Source organism: Providencia lanzhouensis, from assembly GCF_050469745.1.
Lineage (GTDB): Bacteria > Pseudomonadota > Gammaproteobacteria > Enterobacterales > Enterobacteriaceae > Providencia > Providencia lanzhouensis.
Genome location: NZ_CP174123.1, coordinates 603,778 through 621,693, shown reverse-complemented (window position 1 = coordinate 621,693; position 17,916 = coordinate 603,778). Strand labels below are relative to the sequence as shown.

Genomic DNA, 17,916 nt, shown 5'->3' with positions numbered 1-17,916 from the left:
TGTTAAAGAGCATAATTGTTAAACCAACTACAACGTAATTGGCTTAATCATTATTTGTGGGGAACGTCTTTCACTCATTCTCCGCGCAATTGGCGTCCCCTAGGGGATTCGAACCCCTGTTACCGCCGTGAAAGGGCGGTGTCCTAGGCCTCTAGACGAAGGGGACACTACAGTCAGCTTCGCAGACGCGCTTTTTGCTCTACTTTCTATCAGACAATCTGTGTGAGCACTTCACAAAAACACTTCAATGGTAAGGAGGTGATCCAACCGCAGGTTCCCCTACGGTTACCTTGTTACGACTTCACCCCAGTCATGAATCACAAAGTGGTAAGCGCCCTCCCGAAGGTTAAGCTACCTACTTCTTTTGCAACCCACTCCCATGGTGTGACGGGCGGTGTGTACAAGGCCCGGGAACGTATTCACCGTAGCATTCTGATCTACGATTACTAGCGATTCCGACTTCATGGAGTCGAGTTGCAGACTCCAATCCGGACTACGACGTACTTTATGAGTTCCGCTTGCTCTCGCGAGGTCGCTTCTCTTTGTATACGCCATTGTAGCACGTGTGTAGCCCTACTCGTAAGGGCCATGATGACTTGACGTCATCCCCACCTTCCTCCGGTTTATCACCGGCAGTCTCCTTTGAGTTCCCGACCGAATCGCTGGCAACAAAGGATAAGGGTTGCGCTCGTTGCGGGACTTAACCCAACATTTCACAACACGAGCTGACGACAGCCATGCAGCACCTGTCTCAGAGTTCCCGAAGGCACTAAAGCATCTCTGCTAAATTCTCTGGATGTCAAGAGTAGGTAAGGTTCTTCGCGTTGCATCGAATTAAACCACATGCTCCACCGCTTGTGCGGGCCCCCGTCAATTCATTTGAGTTTTAACCTTGCGGCCGTACTCCCCAGGCGGTCGATTTAACGCGTTAGCTCCGGAAGCCACTCCTCTAGGGAACAACCTCCAAATCGACATCGTTTACAGCGTGGACTACCAGGGTATCTAATCCTGTTTGCTCCCCACGCTTTCGCACCTGAGCGTCAGTCTTTGTCCAGGGGGCCGCCTTCGCCACCGGTATTCCTCCACATCTCTACGCATTTCACCGCTACACATGGAATTCTACCCCCCTCTACAAGACTCTAGCTGACCAGTCTTAGATGCCATTCCCAGGTTAAGCCCGGGGATTTCACATCTAACTTAATCAACCGCCTGCGTGCGCTTTACGCCCAGTAATTCCGATTAACGCTTGCACCCTCCGTATTACCGCGGCTGCTGGCACGGAGTTAGCCGGTGCTTCTTCTGTTGGTAACGTCAATCGCTGATGATATTAGCATCAACGCCTTCCTCCCAACTGAAAGTACTTTACAACCCTAAGGCCTTCTTCATACACGCGGCATGGCTGCATCAGGCTTGCGCCCATTGTGCAATATTCCCCACTGCTGCCTCCCGTAGGAGTCTGGGCCGTGTCTCAGTCCCAGTGTGGCTGATCATCCTCTCAGACCAGCTAGGGATCGTCGCCTTGGTGAGCCATTACCTCACCAACTAGCTAATCCCATATGGGTTCATCCGATAGCGCAAGGACCGAAGTTCCCCTGCTTTGCTCCTGAGAGATTATGCGGTATTAGCTACCGTTTCCAGTAGTTATCCCCCTCTATCGGGCAGATCCCCATACATTACTCACCCGTCCGCCGCTCGTCAGCGAGAAGCAAGCTTCCCCTGTTACCGCTCGACTTGCATGTGTTAGGCCTGCCGCCAGCGTTCAATCTGAGCCATGATCAAACTCTTCAATTAAAAAGCTTGATGCTCAAAGAATGTTACTGTCGTTTGATTTCCGAAGAAACCAAATTACCTATTAGTTCATATATATGAATTAACGTGTTAGTCACTCTTCAAGACTTAAAATCAAATATTTTTTGATAGTGTCCTGTGAGTGCCCACACAGATTGTCTGATAAATTGTTAAAGAGCGGTGCGACTTAATCTTTTGATTATCGACTTTAGGTCGTTGTCGCGAGGTGTCGTATACTACGTTTTTTATTTAGAAAGTCAAGCGATTATTTTCAACTATTTTCTTTCTTCACCTCTGTTATCACGGGGCTTCGAGGTTTTCTTCGAGCCGGTTTGTCGTGACAACGGATGCGCATTATAGGGAGCTCGAAAAATCTCGCAAGTGTTTTTTGAATATTTTTATTCAACCGTTTCCTTTTTAAACAAATCGTGCAAAACAACCACGTTTTGTTTAAATATCGAGCTAGAGATTATCAAATTCAGTTGCGAAAGCCGCAACATTATCCCAATTGGTATATTCAATTTCTGTATTTGGGTCGGTTGGTCCGTCTGTCATTTTCATAATGAGCCGGATCATCACTCTATCAAACCATTTATAGCGAGGGTAAAACAGCGCGCCTGCAAAAACAGACTTCACGGTCGGCTGCCATGGGCACTTCTCTAAGAACTTACGAGTATAGGCATTCGTCTCAACGGTATTCTTGCCTTCTTTTCTTGCTGTAAGGTTAACGGCAAAGAACCCCGTTTTCATCGAATTAAGCTGAGTCTGATGGGTTGTGGCAAAACGTACTAACTGCTTATTGAAATGTCCATAACGAATAGAAGCTCCCACTAGCACCTTTTCGTAAGCAGATAAGTTAAAGCTTTTATCTGAATTCAAATCACGAATATCACACTCACGCCCAGCGCGACGTAATTGATCTGCCATTTTAAGTATGATTTTTTTGGTTTGCCCATCGGTGCTTGAGTGCAAAAGTAGATAACTCATTTTTATTCCTAATCGTTACTATCTATATACGTTAGCGGCGCAGCTATATTACTCACGCCAGAAAGTAGGGGTCAGTAATACTAATAAAGTAAACACTTCCAAACGACCAAACAGCATCGTGACAACTAAAATCCATTTACCTGCAGGATTCATTGTCGTGAAGTTATCAGCAACAGTACCTAAGCCAGGGCCTAAGTTATTCAACGTTGTCGCAATCGCTGAGAATGCAGAAAACTCATCCACCCCAGTGGCGATTAAAAGCAGCAAGCTAACCACGAAAACTAAAGCATAAGCAGAGAAAAATCCCCAGACAGCTTCAATGATCCTTTCTGGCAGCGCCCTTTGTCCTAATTTAATGGTATAGACCGCATTAGGATGCACTAATCGTTTTAACTCTCGGGAACCTTGCAGGAACAGTAAAAGGATACGAATCACTTTTAATCCCCCACCCGTTGACCCTGCACAACCACCGACAAACGCCGCACATAGTAGAAGCATTGGCAAGAACAGCGGCCAGCCAGAAAAACTGTCAGTGGTGAAACCCGCAGTGGTCGCCATCGAGACCACTTGGAAAAAGGCTTGATCCAACGTTTGCCCAAAGCCAGCATATACGGAGTGATACATCAGCACCGCGGTACAGATCACGACTAGAACAAACTGGAAACTGATGAACATTCTAAATTCAGGGTCGCGCCAATAAATTCCGAGGCTTCTTCCCGTTAAAACCGCAAAGTGCAAGCCAAAGTTACAACCCGAGATAATTAGAAACACGCCAATAATGGTATTAATGGCAGGACTATTAAAGTAGCCTATGCTGGCATCATGAGTAGAAAACCCACCGATCGCGATGGTTGAAAAACTGTGTGATATCGCATCGAACACATCCATACCGGCGATCCATAATGCAATCGCACACGCGATAGTTAGCAACACATAAATAAGCCAAAGGGTTTTTGCCGTTTCCGCAATTCGCGGACGCATTTTGTTATCTTTTAATGGCCCCGGCATCTCTGCACGATAGAGCTGCATCCCCCCGACACCTAAGAGAGGCAAAATCGCGACGGCGAGTACAATGATCCCCATCCCTCCAAGCCATTGCAGCATCTGCCGATAGAATAAGATCGCTTTCGGAAGAGAGTCTAATCCCGTCAGAGTTGTTGCACCGGTGGTTGTTAGCCCAGAAAAGGACTCAAAGAAGGCATCTGTAACAGATAAATTGGGTTTTTCAGAGAAGATAAACGGCAGTGCCCCGACACTCCCTAGCACCGTCCAAAACAGAACAACAATTAAAAAACCTTCTTTTGCTTTTAATTCATGTCGACTATTTCGCGTAGGCAGCCATAAAAAAAGCCCAATCAGCAACGCCGTTATAAAAGTTTGACTGAATGCTCGTCCCGCACCATCGCGATATATCAGTGCGACAATACCAGGTATGACCATAGTAAAAGAGAAGATAATGACGAGTAACCCGACAATACGAGTTATTGCGCGAAAATGCATTCGGCCGGTTCCTTGCTATGCTGTTTGCTCTTGTGACGGTTCTAAGAGAGTAACTTCCCCACGACTGATATCACGTAATTTATCATTGACCTCCTGCTCACAAGTAGCAGGAATAGAAATTTGCAAAGATACAGACTCATTATAATCACTGAGCAATATAGTACCATTTACCTGAGCTAATAATTGCTCAACTCCATTGATAAGTGAGTAATCACATACCACATTGAAGATTTTTTGAGGGACTTTAGTTTGTGTTGGGAGCAACTTCAGCGCCTGCTGAACCCCACTGCCATAAGCACGGACTAACCCACCCGTACCTAGCTTTATTCCACCAAAATAACGCACAACAACGCAAGTGATCTCACCTAAGTTGCTACCTAATAGCTGCGCCATAATGGGTTTACCTGCCGTTCCCGTAGGCTCTCCATCATCGGAAAAACCTAATTGCTGGGAATCATCAGGTCGCCCCGCAACAAATGCCCAGCAATGGTGCCGGGCATCGGGGTATTGCGCTTTAATCGATTGAATATAATCTTTCGCAGCGTCAATACCCTCGGTATGAGCGATATAAGTAATAAAACGGCTTTTTTTGATCTCTTCCGAAAAAGAGATCGTTTCTGCCGGAATTGAGTACGCTTTCATTACGGTAAATGCAAATCTCGAGTCATATTTTCAATATGGTTATGATGGATAACGATATTATCTTCAATTCGAATACCACCGTAAGGTTTGAAGTGCTCGATTTTATCCCAATTAAAGTGCTGACTGAACTCCCCTGTACGCCAGGCAGAAAGCAAGGACTCAATAAAGTAAAGACCCGGTTCGATAGTTAACACCATTCTTGGTTCCAAAATACGAGTACAGCGTAAGAATGGATACATTTTCGGCGCTGCTAAATGAGTACCGTCTTCATCCTGCATAAAACCTGCTACATCATGAACTTGCAAACCTAATGGATGACCTAATCCGTGTGGTAAAAATGGTGTTGTTAAACCATTTTCAACCATAGCATCTTCGCTAATCCCTTTCACAATTCCATGCTTAGTAAGTAATTTCGCAATACGGTGATGCATATCTACATGGTAATCGGTATAACGCACGCCAGCTTTAATTGAAGCGATCAAAGCGAGTTGTTCTGTATTCAAATCTGCAACTAATTCTGCAAATTCGCTTTTGTTCTTAGCGGCATAAGTACGAGTAATATCAGCGGCATAACCGTTATACTCAGCACCAGCATCAATCAAGAAGCTACGTAATTCACTCGGAGCCGTTTGCTGTAATTTAGTGTAGTGAAGCACGGCTGCATTTTCATTTAAAGCTACAATGTTACCGTAAGGCACATTCGTATCACGATGCCCTGTCGCTTCTAAATAGCTAATATTAATATCAAACTCACTTGCCCCAGCTTGAAAAGCTTCGAAAGCTGATAAGTGACCATTCACCGCCATTTTTTGGGCTTCGCGCATGCAGTACAGCTCATAGTCTGTCTTATATGAACGGTGATAGTGATAATAATCGAGTACAGGTTTTGGGTTGATATTGTGTGTCGAAATACCTAAAGATTCGGCTTTGTTTGCAGAGGAGCCGATATAAGCTAGATGCTCTTTCGGTAAATTCGCTAAAAAGCCTTTAATTTCATCCGCATTTTTCAGATGAATAAGCTCAACTTCTTTCGTCCAGAAGCTAGTTGGTAAAGGTTCAACGCTATGCCAATAATCAACTGGTGAGTAAAACCATAACTTCGGTTTATTCACTCCATCGACTAATAACCAAGAATGCGGGACGTCCGTCACTGGAACCCATGCTTTGAAATGTGGATTCACTTTAAATGGGTAGTCACTATCATCGAGGAAAATGCGAATTGGCTCTCCTGAATGAATCAAGATGGCATCTAATTTACTGCGTTGCAAAACTTGCTGAGTCGTTTTTTGTAGCGTTTTAATATGTTCTGCGTAGAGTCCAGCCAGTTTTTCCATTTCGTTCAACCTTTCAGTATTAGTTAGAAAAATCAAGCTTATCACGTTCTGCTAATAACGTGTATGCACTCAATGACAAGATAAGATTAATGCATTGATTATTAATAGAAATATCATTTTCACCTTGTGTTATTTACCTTAATTCCTGTGAGCCGCCTTCCAGTTTTGTTATTAATCATTTGCATTTAATTAACATTATCGTCACACTGATTTTCATCTGGTCATACCAGATAAGACCGCCACATAAAGGAGAACAGCATGCTTTATCAAAGTGAGACAATCTCTATTCAATGGTTGAAAAAAGGTATTGCAGAACTGGTGTTTAACTCATCAGGACCAATCAATAAATTGGATACTCATACCGTCGCTTCACTTGATGAAGCAGTTGCAGTACTCGAACAACAAAGCGATTTACAAGGCGTTATTTTGCGCTCAGATAAACCCGCTTTTATTGTTGGCGCAGATATTAAAGAATTTTTATCTCTATTCGAAGCATCCAAAGAAACCCTCAGTGACTGGCTTGGTTACGCGAATAGTATATTTAATCGCCTTGAAGATCTCCCTGTTCCAACTATTAGCGCAATTAATGGTTATGCCCTAGGCGGTGGATGTGAGTGTGTACTCGCTACCGATTTTAGAATTGCGTCACCCGATGCCAGAATTGGCTTACCTGAAACAAAGTTAGGAATTATGCCTGGCTTTGGCGGATCAGTCCGTTTGCCTCGACTTATTGGTCTTGATAGCGCTCTGGAAATTATCACTGCGGGTAAAGATGTTAGTGGATCTCAAGCATTGAAACTCGGTTTAGTGGATGCGATTGTCGAAACTGAAAAATTACCACAGGCAGCCTTGCACATCATCGAACAAGCTATTTCTGGCGTATTAAATTGGCGTCAAGCACGGCAGCCAAAACTTGAGCCGCTAAAACTTAGCGCACTAGAGCAAGCAATGAGCTTTAACGTTGCTAAAGGTATGGTCTATCAAGTTGCTGGAAAACACTATCCAGCACCAATGAGTGCAGTCAATACTATCGAGAAAGCTGCAAACTGCACTCGAGATGAGGCACTGAAACATGAAACTGCTGCTTTCGTCCCGCTGGCTCATAGTGATGTTGCTCGTGCATTAGTTAGCGTTTTTCTGAATGATCAACAGGTTAAATCGACCAGTAAAAAAATCGCAGGTTCCTCTACTGCACCGGCACACGCAGCTGTACTGGGTGCAGGCATTATGGGTGGAGGTATTGCTTATCAATCTGCGAGCAAGGGTGTTCCCGTTCTGATGAAGGATATCAATGAGAAATCCTTAGATTTAGGTATCGATGAAGCTAGAAAGCTGCTTAATGGTCAATTTGAACGAGGAAAAATCACTGCAGATAATATGGCAACAACCTTAGCCTCTATCCATCCGTCTTTATCTTATGCTGGCATTGATAATTCTCAGGTGATCGTTGAAGCTGTCGTTGAAAACCCTAAAATAAAAGCCACCGTGTTATCCGAAGTGGAATCACTAATCACATCAGAGACTATACTGGCTTCAAATACTTCAACTATTCCAATCACTGAACTAGCGAACTCTCTTAAACGCCCAGAAAACTTCTGTGGTATGCATTTTTTCAATCCTGTTCATCGCATGCCTTTGGTCGAAATTATTCGAGGTGAAAAAACCAGTGATGCCACCATCGCTAAAGTGGTTGCTTATGCGAATAAAATGGGAAAAACCCCTATTGTTGTAAATGACTGCCCTGGCTTTTTCGTTAACCGCGTTCTTTTCCCTTATTTCGCTGGGTTTAACTTATTACTTCAAGATGGCGCCGATTTTAGAGAAATCGATAAAGTCATGGAAAAAGAATTTGGTTGGCCAATGGGGCCGGCTTATCTACTTGATGTTGTCGGGATTGATACCGCATTTCATGCAGAGCAAGTCATGGCTCAAGGATTTCCGCAAAGAATGCAAAAAGTCGGTAAGAACGCCATCGATATTATGTTTGAACAACAACGTTTTGGTCAGAAAAATGGCAAAGGCTTTTATCAATATGAAAAAGATAAAAAAGGAAAACCAAAGAAAATTGATGACCCAAAAACCGATGAATTATTAAGTTCGATTCGCCAAAGTAAGCGTTCATTTACTAAAGATGAAATTATTGCTCGAATGATGGCGCCAATGGTGAACGAAGTGGTTCGCTGCCTTGAAGAAGGCATTATTCAAAGCCCTTCAGATGCCGATATTGCGCTAGTTTATGGACTTGGTTTCCCGCCATTCCGCGGAGGTGTTTTCTGCTATCTTGATACACTCGGTAGCCAGTCTTATGTCAAAACTGCGGAGTCCTACTCCCATTTAAGCCCGCTTTATCAAGTTCCAAATGGATTGAAAGAAAAAGCGGCCACTAACGCCAGATACTATCCGCAGCCACCGGTTGTGGCTATTGATGTTAAAAAAGTTGCGAGAGGTTAATCCTATGGAAAATGTCTTCATTATTGATGGTATACGCACACCAATGGGCCGTTCCAAAGGCGGTGTATTTCGTCATGTAAGAGCAGAAGACCTCTCTGCACACCTGATGAATGCAATTTTTGAACGCAATCCCAATGCGAAAAAGAAAGAGTTGGATGACATTATTTGGGGATGTGTTCAGCAAACCTTAGAGCAAGGTTTTAACATCGCAAAAAATGCCGCTTTATTGACTGATATTCCTCATACAGTTCCTGCGGTCACGGTCAATCGCCTATGTGGTTCTTCGATGCAAGCCATTCATGACGCAAGCCGTTTCATTATGACTGGAGATGCACATTCCGTTTTGATTGGAGGTGTTGAGCATATGGGTCATGTTCCAATGACTCACGGTATTGATTTCAATCCAAAGCTCACATTACGCGTAGCAAAAGCCTCTGGAGCCATGGGTTTAACTGCCGAAATGCTTGCCAAAATGTATAAAATCAGTCGCGAAGAACAAGATGCCTTTGCATTGAGATCTCACCAACGCGCGGCAGCGGCAACTAAGAATGGTAAATTTAGCAGTGAAATCGTTCCGATTTCAGGACATGACGCTGATGGCAAACTTATTTCAATGAACTATGACGAAGTCATCCGTTTTGATGCCAATTTGGAAGGACTTGCTGCATTAAGACCCGCTTTCGACCCTGTCAGTGGTACCGTGACCGCAGGTAATTCGTCAGCACTGTCCGATGGTGCTTCAGCCATGCTACTTGCCAGTGAGTCTTATGCCAAACTGCATGGATTGAAACCTCGTGCAAAAATTCGCGCCATGGCCGTGGTTGGTTGCGATCCTTCAATCATGGGTTTTGGGCCAGTTCCTGCCACTGAATTAGCATTAAAGCGTGCGGGGCTGACGTTGAATGATATTGATATTATTGAACTTAATGAAGCTTTCGCGGCTCAGTCTATTGCTTGCCTAAAAGGGCTGCAAATTTCAGAAAGCCAAGTGGATCAGAAAGTGAATTTAAGTGGTGGAGCAATCGCTTTAGGGCACCCTCTCGGTTGCTCTGGCGCAAGGATCACAACTGCGTTACTTAATCAGTTAGAACAACATGATAAGCAGTTTGGTTTAGCTACAATGTGTATTGGATTTGGGCAAGGCATCGCCACAATTATCGAAAGAGTCTAATTCATTTTGCCGTTACATTGTCGTATCTTGCAATGTTCCCGCCTAGTCAGGGGCGGGATTTTTTTATCCACGAACCAGCTCAGTGAAATCAATCAATCAACCAATCAACCAATCAACCAATCAACCAGAATATTGAATACAACTCAGTCCATCCCCTAAATAGTTCAGGTCACAGGTAGGCGGCAAGTAAAGCTATCCCTTGAGCATACTGGAGTATGTGATAGGGTAGCTTTATGAAGCTAACACCCCTGTGGCTTGAAATATGACGGGGATACTCAAATCACAAAAAGTCGAAGGCATCGCCGAACAACTGGGTGGACTTTGCCCCCCTCTCATTACAAAACCTATCCCGCGCAATCTTCGCCATCTCAAAACGACCCGCAATATAAATATCATGCCCAGATAAGTCACCGAAATCTTCTAGCACGGTACTCAAAACAGTTCCTGTTCTTCCACGCCAATTTTCATCCGGTTGCTCGACAACAGGAACCACTTTCAGATTAGGATAACGCTCACTAATAGCCTGCAATTCACCGAGGTCATACAAATGCTCTAACTGGCGACCGCCCCAATAGAAAGTAATATCCCGTTGAGGGTTTTCAGCCAAAGCAGCCAATAGAATAGAATGGGTATAAGAGAAGCCGGTACCGCCTGCGATCAAGATCATCGGGTTTTGGCTATTTTCGCGGAACCACGCTTTACCGTGAGGAATATCAATATCAATACGTTGCTGTTCTAAAATGCGATCCATCACCGCCATAGCGTATAAATTAAATTCCGACGCGCCAATATGCAGTTCGATAGATTGATTATTTTCGGGAGTAGAGGCCATAGAGAATGGTCGTTTGTCTCTTTCATCCATAACGACCATAAGATATTGACCCGCTTTAAAATGAAAAGGTCCGTCTGGCAACAAAATAACCCGATAAACTGTATCCGTGATAGATTCAACAGATGTGACTTTACAGCTCAAAGTTGCCATGATTTTCCTCTTACTTTTCAATAATATTTAACTGTTCCCAGATATCATCTACGCGGGATTTGACACTCTGCGTCATGACAATAGGGCGTCCCCATTCACGGTTGGTTTCTCCCGGCCATTTATTGGTCGCATCCATTCCCATTTTGGAACCAAGCCCAGAAATCGGTGATGCAAAATCGAGATAATCAATCGGCGTGTTTTCCATCATGACAGTATCACGAGCAGGATCCATACGTGTTGTGATGGCCCAAATAACATCTTTCCAATCACGAGCATTGATATCATCATCACAAACAATCACGAACTTCGTATACATAAATTGGCGCAGGTAAGACCAGACGCCCATCATTACTCTTTTTGCGTGTCCTGCATACTGTTTTTTCATGGTAACAACCGCCAGACGATAGGAACAACCTTCTGGTGGCAAATAGAAATCCACAATTTCAGGGAACTGCTTTTGCAAAATAGGCACTAAAACTTCGTTCAGGGCTTCCCCTAATACTGCAGGTTCATCTGGTGGACGGCCTGTATAGGTAGAGTGATAAATCGCATCGCGACGTTGAGTCACATGAGTCACAGTAAATACTGGGAAGTCATCAATCTCATTATAATAACCAGTGTGGTCACCGTAAGGGCCTTCTGGTGCCATTTCGCCCGGTTCAATATATCCTTCAAGGATAATTTCCGCCCCTGCAGGAACCTCTAAGTCGTTAGAAATACACTTTACGACTTCCGTTTTATTGCCTCGGAGTAACCCAGCAAAAGCATATTCAGATAGCGTATCAGGAACTGGTGTCACTGCGCCTAAAATCGTTGCGGGGTCAGCACCTAGCGCCACAGCGACTGGGAATCGTTCACCTGGATGTGCCTGACACCACTCCTGGAAATCCAGCGCACCACCACGATGAGATAACCAACGCATAATAACTTTATTTTTGCCAAGGACTTGCTGGCGATAGATACCTAAATTTTGGCGTTCTTTATGGGGACCTTTAGTGACCGTTAAACCCCAAGTAATCAGTGGCGCAGCATCTTCCGGCCAGCAATGCATAACGGGGATCTTAGTCAGATCAACATCATCACCTGCCCAAATTTCTTCCTGACAAGGCGCTGAGCTTAAGCGTTTAGCTGGCATATTCAGCACTTGTTTGAATTTCGGCAACTTGTCCATTAAGTCACGAAAACCCTTAGGAGGATCCGGTTCTTTCAAGAAAGCGAGCAACTTACCCACATCATGTAAGGCTTTAATATCTTCTTGCCCCATTCCCATAGCAACGCGCTTGGTTGTACCAAACAAGTTACACAGAACGGGCATATTATAGCCTTTAGGGTTTTCGAATAGTAAGGCTGGTCCCCCTGCTCTTAGTGTACGATCTGCGATTTCAGTCATTTCCAAATAAGGGTCGACTTCCATCGTAATGCGTTTTAGTTCGCCTTGCTTTTCAAGCTGCGCGATGAAATCTCTAAGGTCACGGTATTTCATTATCTTCTTTTACTATTACAGGGGGAACCTCATTATAAGGTTCCCAGCCAAGGTTACAAGTTGCTGTTAAACATACTTAATAATCAATATCTTCAGATTAAGTATATCACTTTACTTGCAATCAAACGGAACATAATCCTTTAATGATACGGTATCAAATTGCTCAGGGAATGTTTTGTTGTGCTGAAACAGCTTGAAACCTTCATTTTTACCACTGAAGTAGCTTAATTCATTTCCTTTGATCTGTAATCCGCTACCTTCGCGTAACGCGACAACAACTTCATGAGGGTTAATAACACAGAATTCTTGTAAGCGCTCATCTCGTGTTTCACCCATATGCCCAGAAATATGCGCATCGATATAATGTGGGTTAATTTGCATTGGAAACAGCCCTAAAGACGGCATGATAACCGCATTGCTCACAGGCATATCATTCGTTGTACGAATACTTGGGGTCGCCACGTTACAACCCGCACTCCAACCAATGTAAGGTACACCGCGTTCACGTACTGCACGTTGGATAGCAACAATTAAGCCATTCTCATGCAAGCATTTGTTTAACCACCATGTATTACCGCCACTCACAAGAATACATTCTGCTTGTTCGATGGCTTCGACTGGGCTTTCAAAATGTTCAATCGAAGTTACCTTAATGCCTAAAGCATCGCTTAACTGCTCTGCACGCTCATCGTGAGAACCACGTAAAACAGCATAAGGCACTAATACTGCTGACTTAATCTGTTTACGTTCAATCATTTCGCTAATTCTTGGTAATGCGTAACTTAGCCATACAGGGTTGCCGGAAAGTTTGCCATTACTCAGTAAAAAGATATCCATGGTGTCTCCTACAAAAAGTGTATTAACTGCTATGTTTATTGTGTATCTAATTTCGTAACTATCGAATTAATCTATACTTGTGTAGATGAATAATATTGTGCAACTCATCATTAGTCACATTCTTATGCCTTAATTTGTTATCATGAGCATAAATTTGTTGGATGGGATCAAAAAATGGAAAAATGGTATTTGCTGTATTGCAAACGAGGGCAACTGGATAGAGCGGTTGAGCACTTAACTCGACAGCATGTGACTTGTATGACTCCAATGACTGAAATGGAGAAAGTCGTTCGAGGCAAGCGCACAGTTATTACTGAAGCGTTATTCCCCAATTACCTGTTTGTGAAATTCGACCATGAGCAAATTCATACAACCACCATCCAATCTACACGCGGCGTCAGCCACTTTATTCGCTTTGGCGCATTACCGGCTGAAGTTCCTGAAGAGATAATTGAACTCATACAACAAACGCCCGTCAGCCATACTCAATCACCGGATCTCCCCTCTCAGGGAGATAGTGTTGTCATTACTGAAGGTATTTTTGCCGGCGTTAAGGCCATCTTCAATGAACCAAATGGTGAGTCGCGCTCAATCCTCTTGCTTAACATCTTAAATACCACTGTCGCAAAAGTCATTGATAATACGCAATTTAGAAAAGAGTCTGAATAAGTTTTTCACGATATGTTTGCTTCAAACTGGCATAAAAAAAGCCCATCGATTGAATGGGCTTTTTATTTCACAATAATGTTGTCACCGTGATTATTCTTCAGGCTCTTCTTCTTCGTCATCACCTCTACGTCGACCTTTGCCAACATAGAAATTAGACAGTAATACCCCAAGCTCAAACAGCAAATACATCGGTACTGCAAGTAGAGTTTGTGATAAAACATCTGGCGGAGTCAGGAACATCCCGACAATAAACGCACCCACTAAGATATATGGACGTTTACGTCTAAGTGATTCTGGAGTCGTTACGCCAGTCCAGCATAGTAAAATAATCGCAATTGGTACTTCAAACGCAGCCCCGAATGCCATGAACAATGTCATGACAAAACTGAGGTATTTGCTGATATCAGGTATAAAGTTAACACTTTCTGGTGTTGTTTTTACAAAAAAACCAAAAGCTAACGGGAATACCACAAAGTAAGCAAAAGCCATTCCTAAATAAAATAGGAAGCTACTTGATACCAGTAACGGCAGCATTAATCGACGTTCATGCTTATACAGCGCAGGCGCGATAAATGCCCAGACCTGGTACAAAATGACGGGTATCGAAACAAATACAGATACCATCATGGTTAGTTTAATCGGAGTAAAAAACGTCGATGCTACGTCTGTCGCACTCATTTGAGAACCAACAGGCAGCTTATCAATCAAAGGCGCAGCAACAAGGCGATAAATATCATTTGAAAAATAAGCGAGCGCCGCAAAGACGATTAATACCGTAATCAAACAGTTTAGTAGCCGCTTTCTTAGTTCAATCAGGTGGCTAATAAGTGGTTGAGCATCATTGACAGCCATGTGTTATTTTTCACTTTCTGTTTGATTGGAGTTTGTTACTTTAGCATCGAGTGGCTTAGAGTCTGTTGGTGTTGCTGAAGCAGGTTTTTCTTCAACAACGGCAGCCATCTTAGCAGCATACTCAGGATCAGGATCTGACTCTTGAGTTTGCGAAGAACTAGCATGGGATTCCTTTACCGCAGCATCGTAGTTTTCTGTGATCTCTTTTGCTTTGTTCAACTCAGATTGGACATCATTGGTTGTTGCCTGATAACCGCTTTGTAAAGACAAAGCAGCATGACGCAGGTCATCCATCGACTTTTTAAGTTCCGGAGAAAGAGTTTCCAAACCCGCCTTCTCTTCAACTTTTTTAAGAGTCTCTTGCAGTTCTTGCAATTTCAGTTCTTGTGATAGCTCATTCTGGACATTAGCAGCCATAGAGCGCATAGCACGAATCCAACCAGCAACAGTTCTCACTGCCACTGGTAGACGTTGGGGGCCTAATACCACAAGACCGATGATCGCAACTAGCAGTAGTTCACTAAAACCTATGTCAAACACGGTTTATCCCTGCTCTTTATTTTTGCTCTCAACTGGGCTGTCTTTTTTCTCAGGAGCCTGTTGTTCAGTGATGTTTTTCGGTGCAAAATCAGCATCTTGCTTCTCTTGCTCTGCTTTCGCTTTTGCAGCTTCATCATCGCTCATTGCTTTTTTGAAGCCCTTAAGTGATTCGCCCAGATCAGAACCTAAAGAACGTAATTTCTTGGTGCCGAAAATTAAAATGATAAGCAAAGCAATGATAATTAATTGCCAAGGACTACCGAAAGCAGCCATTGCAAAAGTTGATTCCATTGTTAATACCTCTATAGTTTTGGGATCAATTGTAACTAACTCTATTATATACAACCAACGCTAAATACGGAAATGATCACAGCCTTATAAACTTGTCGCAAAACAAAGTCTACTTAATTATCCTCTCCTTTACACCAACCTACAAGCCACGACAATGCACCTACAGCCATAAATGCTGCTGCAATTCGGGTTAAGTCAGAAATAAAGAATAAGCTACCACAAAGAATAAAGGTCGCCCCAATTCCTAATAGGTACTGTGATTTACGTTGTTTAGTGCGTTGGTGCTTTAACTCTTGTGTAAGCTGTTCAATATTGGACTGCAAGAAACGGTGCTGCTTTAATGCCCCATAGATCAAATCAGGGATTTCTGGCATTTTCTCTGCCCAATATGGCGCTTTTTCCTTTAACGCTTTGGTAATAGCCGGAATACCCACTTGGCTATGGATCCAATCCTCTAAGAATGGTTTTGCTGTTTTCCATAAATCCAACTGCGGGTATAACTGACGACCAAGACCTTCAACGTACAATAAGGTTTTCTGCAATAACACCAATTGCGGCTGAACTTCCATATTAAATCGACGAGCGGTATTGAACAGATTCAATAACACATGCCCAAATGAAATCTCAGCTAATGGCTTTTCAAAGATAGGCTCACAAACGGTGCGAATAGCAAACTCAAAATCTTCAACATTAGTATCTGGCGGAACCCAACCAGAATCCACATGCAATTCAGCGACTTTACGATAGTCACGATTAAAGAAGGCAATAAAGTTTTCAGCTAAATAGCGCTTATCTTCTTTGTTAAGCGAACCCACGATCCCACAATCAATACCAATGTAGAGCGGATCTTCTGGATGATCGTAACTAACAAAAATGTTGCCCGGGTGCATATCTGCGTGGAAGAAACTGTCACGAAATACTTGAGTAAAGAAGACTTTTACGCCCCGCTCTGCCAGTAATTTCATGTTCGTACCTTGCGCTTCTAATGCCGCAATATCCGAAACAGGAATACCGTAGATACGCTCCATGACCATCACGTTTTCACGGCAATAATCAGGGTAAATTTCTGGGATATACAGCATAGAGCTGTTTTCAAAGTTGCGTCTTAACTGGATAGCGTTAGCAGATTCGCGAAGAAGATTTAGCTCATCAATCAAGGTTTTCTCGTACTCGCGCACAACTTCTTTAGGACGTAAACGTCGTCCATCAGGAAGAAGAGGAACCCAATTGGCAATACGGTACATCAGCTTAATGTCCGCTTTGATGACAGGCAAAATATCAGGGCGAATAACTTTCAAAACAACATCTTTGCCATTTTCTTTCAATGTTGCAGTATGAACTTGGGCGATCGATGCGGAGGCAAGAGCCTGCTCATCAAAGTTATCAAACCACTGCTCTAATGGACCACCGAGTGACTCTTCAATATAACGACGGGCTAATTTACCATCGAAACTCGCCACTTTGTCTTGTAACAATGACAATTGATCAGCAATTGCAGGAGGGAATAAATCTCGGCGGGTCGAAAGCATTTGACCAAATTTTATCCAAACCGGTCCTAATTCTTGCAATGCTAAACGTAGCCGTTCACCAAGATCTTTATCTTTGTGTTTATTTTTGATCCAGAAAAAACCTAACCGCCCGATTCTTAAAGGCAATGTCAGCTTAATTTTAGGGATCAGCTCATCTAGTCCATAAGAGAGAAATACCCGAATAATGAAGTAAAGACGTTTTATTTCACCGGGAGTCATTCTTCTCCTCCAACTGATTGAGTCGTTGTTCTAACTGACTCATTGAATTTGAAACCTGCTCAACTTCATCGCTAAAGTGCACTAATTCCAACTGACTTGGTGCCATTTTCCACTCTTCCAGAATAATGTCTTTAACGTATGTTTTTTGACGACTAACTAATCGAGAAGCGAGGCAAGCTCCTTTACCCAACACTTTACTGATGCCTTCTGCCGCAATATCACCAATATAAGGCGATAAATAATGAGCTGGGTTCCAGATAGCTAAATCCAGTAATGAAGACCAGTGTTGAACAATTTGCATATCGCCTTCAATCACAATGTCGCCATTATTGATAAGTTGTGAAAGCTGCTGCTTATCTTTCAACTTAATCAACGTAAACAGTGACGTTTTGATAGTGCAATCTGCAGGTTCCTGCCATTCACTTAATACATCTACATGATTTTCAGCAAAAATAAGTGTCAGAGTTTTATTCAGCTCTTTAAGCTCAATCCCCATCACTTTACCTGCTAAACGCATTCTTGCAGGTTGCAAGACTTTTTCCTTGAACAACATATGGTTCAAGGAGGTTTCCATTAATGCCGTCATCAAGGAATATAAAACAGTATTAGGATTTTCAATATGCGCTGATGGTGCTTCCATC

At 43.2% G+C, this 17,916-nt stretch carries 15 protein-coding genes, 1 tRNA gene and 1 rRNA gene; 3 read left to right on the top strand and 14 right to left on the bottom strand.

Features of this window, described 5'->3' with window-relative positions:
• Positions 1–90: 90 nt before the first annotated feature.
• From ACIH2S_RS02780 to pepQ, 6 genes are all read right to left on the bottom strand, one after another.
• Positions 91–166: transfer RNA gene (locus ACIH2S_RS02780), tRNA-Glu, on the bottom strand.
• 85 nt (positions 167–251) lie between these two features.
• A 16S ribosomal RNA gene (locus tag ACIH2S_RS02775) occupies positions 252–1,791 on the bottom strand.
• 459 nt (positions 1,792–2,250) lie between these two features.
• Positions 2,251–2,775 carry a menaquinone-dependent protoporphyrinogen IX dehydrogenase gene (hemG, locus tag ACIH2S_RS02770; protein WP_108479349.1) on the bottom strand — a complete coding sequence of 175 codons (525 nt, stop codon included), beginning with the start codon at positions 2,773–2,775 and terminating at the stop codon, positions 2,251–2,253.
• Between the two features lie 48 nt (positions 2,776–2,823).
• Positions 2,824–4,275 carry a Trk system potassium transporter TrkH gene (gene trkH / locus ACIH2S_RS02765; RefSeq protein WP_108479348.1) on the bottom strand — a complete coding sequence of 484 codons (1,452 nt, stop codon included), beginning with the start codon at positions 4,273–4,275 and terminating at the stop codon, positions 2,824–2,826.
• Between the two features lie 15 nt (positions 4,276–4,290).
• Positions 4,291–4,917: an IMPACT family protein gene (locus ACIH2S_RS02760; RefSeq protein WP_036954919.1), complete on the bottom strand. Its 627-nt coding sequence runs from the start codon at positions 4,915–4,917 to the stop codon at positions 4,291–4,293.
• Positions 4,917–6,251, bottom strand: coding sequence for a Xaa-Pro dipeptidase (gene pepQ / locus ACIH2S_RS02755; RefSeq protein WP_036954921.1), 1,335 nt, complete (start codon positions 6,249–6,251; stop codon positions 4,917–4,919). The genes ACIH2S_RS02760 and pepQ overlap by 1 nt, the downstream gene beginning before the upstream one ends.
• Before the next feature lie 258 nt (positions 6,252–6,509).
• Between pepQ and fadB the strand changes: the two genes are divergently transcribed.
• Together fadB and fadA are read left to right on the top strand one after the other, a co-directional pair.
• The gene (gene fadB / locus ACIH2S_RS02750; RefSeq protein WP_321146531.1) at positions 6,510–8,702 is read left to right on the top strand and encodes a fatty acid oxidation complex subunit alpha FadB; all 2,193 of its coding nucleotides are present in this window, start codon (positions 6,510–6,512) and stop codon (positions 8,700–8,702) included.
• Between the two features lie 4 nt (positions 8,703–8,706).
• A complete protein-coding gene (gene fadA, locus ACIH2S_RS02745; protein ID WP_108479345.1) occupies positions 8,707–9,873 on the top strand; it encodes an acetyl-CoA C-acyltransferase FadA in 1,167 nt (388 codons plus the stop codon).
• A gap of 280 nt (positions 9,874–10,153) precedes the next feature.
• Here the strand turns inward: fadA and fre are convergent, their stop codons facing one another.
• The 3 genes from fre to pepE all read right to left on the bottom strand — a co-directional run bounded on the left by fre (position 10,154) and on the right by pepE (position 13,175).
• On the bottom strand, positions 10,154–10,855 hold the full coding sequence (gene fre, locus ACIH2S_RS02740) for an NAD(P)H-flavin reductase (protein ID WP_036954929.1): 702 nt from the start codon (positions 10,853–10,855) through the stop codon (positions 10,154–10,156).
• Between the two features lie 10 nt (positions 10,856–10,865).
• Positions 10,866–12,338 (bottom strand): 4-hydroxy-3-polyprenylbenzoate decarboxylase, encoded by a 1,473-nt coding sequence (ubiD, locus tag ACIH2S_RS02735; protein ID WP_006658346.1) that lies wholly within the window; start codon positions 12,336–12,338, stop codon positions 10,866–10,868.
• 111 nt (positions 12,339–12,449) lie between these two features.
• Positions 12,450–13,175, bottom strand: a complete 726-nt coding sequence (gene pepE / locus ACIH2S_RS02730) for a dipeptidase PepE (RefSeq protein WP_036954932.1) — start codon at positions 13,173–13,175, stop codon at positions 12,450–12,452.
• A gap of 174 nt (positions 13,176–13,349) precedes the next feature.
• On the opposite strand from pepE, the gene rfaH reads away from it, so the two are divergent.
• Positions 13,350–13,844, top strand: coding sequence for a transcription/translation regulatory transformer protein RfaH (gene rfaH, locus ACIH2S_RS02725; RefSeq protein WP_036954935.1), 495 nt, complete (start codon positions 13,350–13,352; stop codon positions 13,842–13,844).
• 90 nt (positions 13,845–13,934) lie between these two features.
• Here the strand turns inward: rfaH and tatC are convergent, their stop codons facing one another.
• From tatC to ACIH2S_RS02700, 5 genes are all read right to left on the bottom strand, one after another.
• The gene (tatC, locus tag ACIH2S_RS02720) at positions 13,935–14,696 is read right to left on the bottom strand and encodes a Sec-independent protein translocase subunit TatC (protein ID WP_036954937.1); all 762 of its coding nucleotides are present in this window, start codon (positions 14,694–14,696) and stop codon (positions 13,935–13,937) included.
• A gap of 3 nt (positions 14,697–14,699) precedes the next feature.
• The gene (gene tatB, locus ACIH2S_RS02715) at positions 14,700–15,236 is read right to left on the bottom strand and encodes a Sec-independent protein translocase protein TatB (RefSeq protein WP_036954940.1); all 537 of its coding nucleotides are present in this window, start codon (positions 15,234–15,236) and stop codon (positions 14,700–14,702) included.
• A gap of 3 nt (positions 15,237–15,239) precedes the next feature.
• Complete coding sequence (gene tatA, locus ACIH2S_RS02710) at positions 15,240–15,527, bottom strand: twin-arginine translocase TatA/TatE family subunit (RefSeq protein WP_036954943.1); 288 nt, start codon at positions 15,525–15,527, stop codon at positions 15,240–15,242.
• Positions 15,528–15,640: 113 nt separating this feature from the next.
• Positions 15,641–17,275, bottom strand: coding sequence for a ubiquinone biosynthesis regulatory protein kinase UbiB (gene ubiB, locus ACIH2S_RS02705; RefSeq protein ID WP_108479344.1), 1,635 nt, complete (start codon positions 17,273–17,275; stop codon positions 15,641–15,643).
• Entirely contained in the window at positions 17,262–17,915 is a 654-nt protein-coding gene (locus tag ACIH2S_RS02700) for a ubiquinone biosynthesis accessory factor UbiJ (RefSeq protein ID WP_036954948.1), read from the bottom strand. The genes ubiB and ACIH2S_RS02700 overlap by 14 nt, the downstream gene beginning before the upstream one ends.
• Position 17,916: the final 1 nt, after the last annotated feature.

What these genes read in the sequence shown, in the direction of transcription:
- tatA (WP_036954943.1), bottom strand. Translation starts at nt 15,527, where the DNA reads ATGGAATCAACTTTTGCAATGGCTGCTTTCGGTAGTCCTTGGCAATTA.
- ACIH2S_RS02760 (WP_036954919.1), bottom strand. Translation starts at nt 4,917, where the DNA reads ATGAAAGCGTACTCAATTCCGGCAGAAACGATCTCTTTTTCGGAAGAG.
- ubiD (WP_006658346.1), bottom strand. Translation starts at nt 12,338, where the DNA reads ATGAAATACCGTGACCTTAGAGATTTCATCGCGCAGCTTGAAAAGCAA.
- fre (WP_036954929.1), bottom strand. Translation starts at nt 10,855, where the DNA reads ATGGCAACTTTGAGCTGTAAAGTCACATCTGTTGAATCTATCACGGAT.
- trkH (WP_108479348.1), bottom strand. Translation starts at nt 4,275, where the DNA reads ATGCATTTTCGCGCAATAACTCGTATTGTCGGGTTACTCGTCATTATC.
- pepE (WP_036954932.1), bottom strand. Translation starts at nt 13,175, where the DNA reads ATGGATATCTTTTTACTGAGTAATGGCAAACTTTCCGGCAACCCTGTA.
- pepQ (WP_036954921.1), bottom strand. Translation starts at nt 6,251, where the DNA reads ATGGAAAAACTGGCTGGACTCTACGCAGAACATATTAAAACGCTACAA.
- tatC (WP_036954937.1), bottom strand. Translation starts at nt 14,696, where the DNA reads ATGGCTGTCAATGATGCTCAACCACTTATTAGCCACCTGATTGAACTA.
- rfaH (WP_036954935.1), top strand. Translation starts at nt 13,350, where the DNA reads ATGGAAAAATGGTATTTGCTGTATTGCAAACGAGGGCAACTGGATAGA.
- ubiB (WP_108479344.1), bottom strand. Translation starts at nt 17,275, where the DNA reads ATGACTCCCGGTGAAATAAAACGTCTTTACTTCATTATTCGGGTATTT.
- hemG (WP_108479349.1), bottom strand. Translation starts at nt 2,775, where the DNA reads ATGAGTTATCTACTTTTGCACTCAAGCACCGATGGGCAAACCAAAAAA.
- fadB (WP_321146531.1), top strand. Translation starts at nt 6,510, where the DNA reads ATGCTTTATCAAAGTGAGACAATCTCTATTCAATGGTTGAAAAAAGGT.
- fadA (WP_108479345.1), top strand. Translation starts at nt 8,707, where the DNA reads ATGGAAAATGTCTTCATTATTGATGGTATACGCACACCAATGGGCCGT.
- ACIH2S_RS02700 (WP_036954948.1), bottom strand. Translation starts at nt 17,915, where the DNA reads ATGGAAGCACCATCAGCGCATATTGAAAATCCTAATACTGTTTTATAT.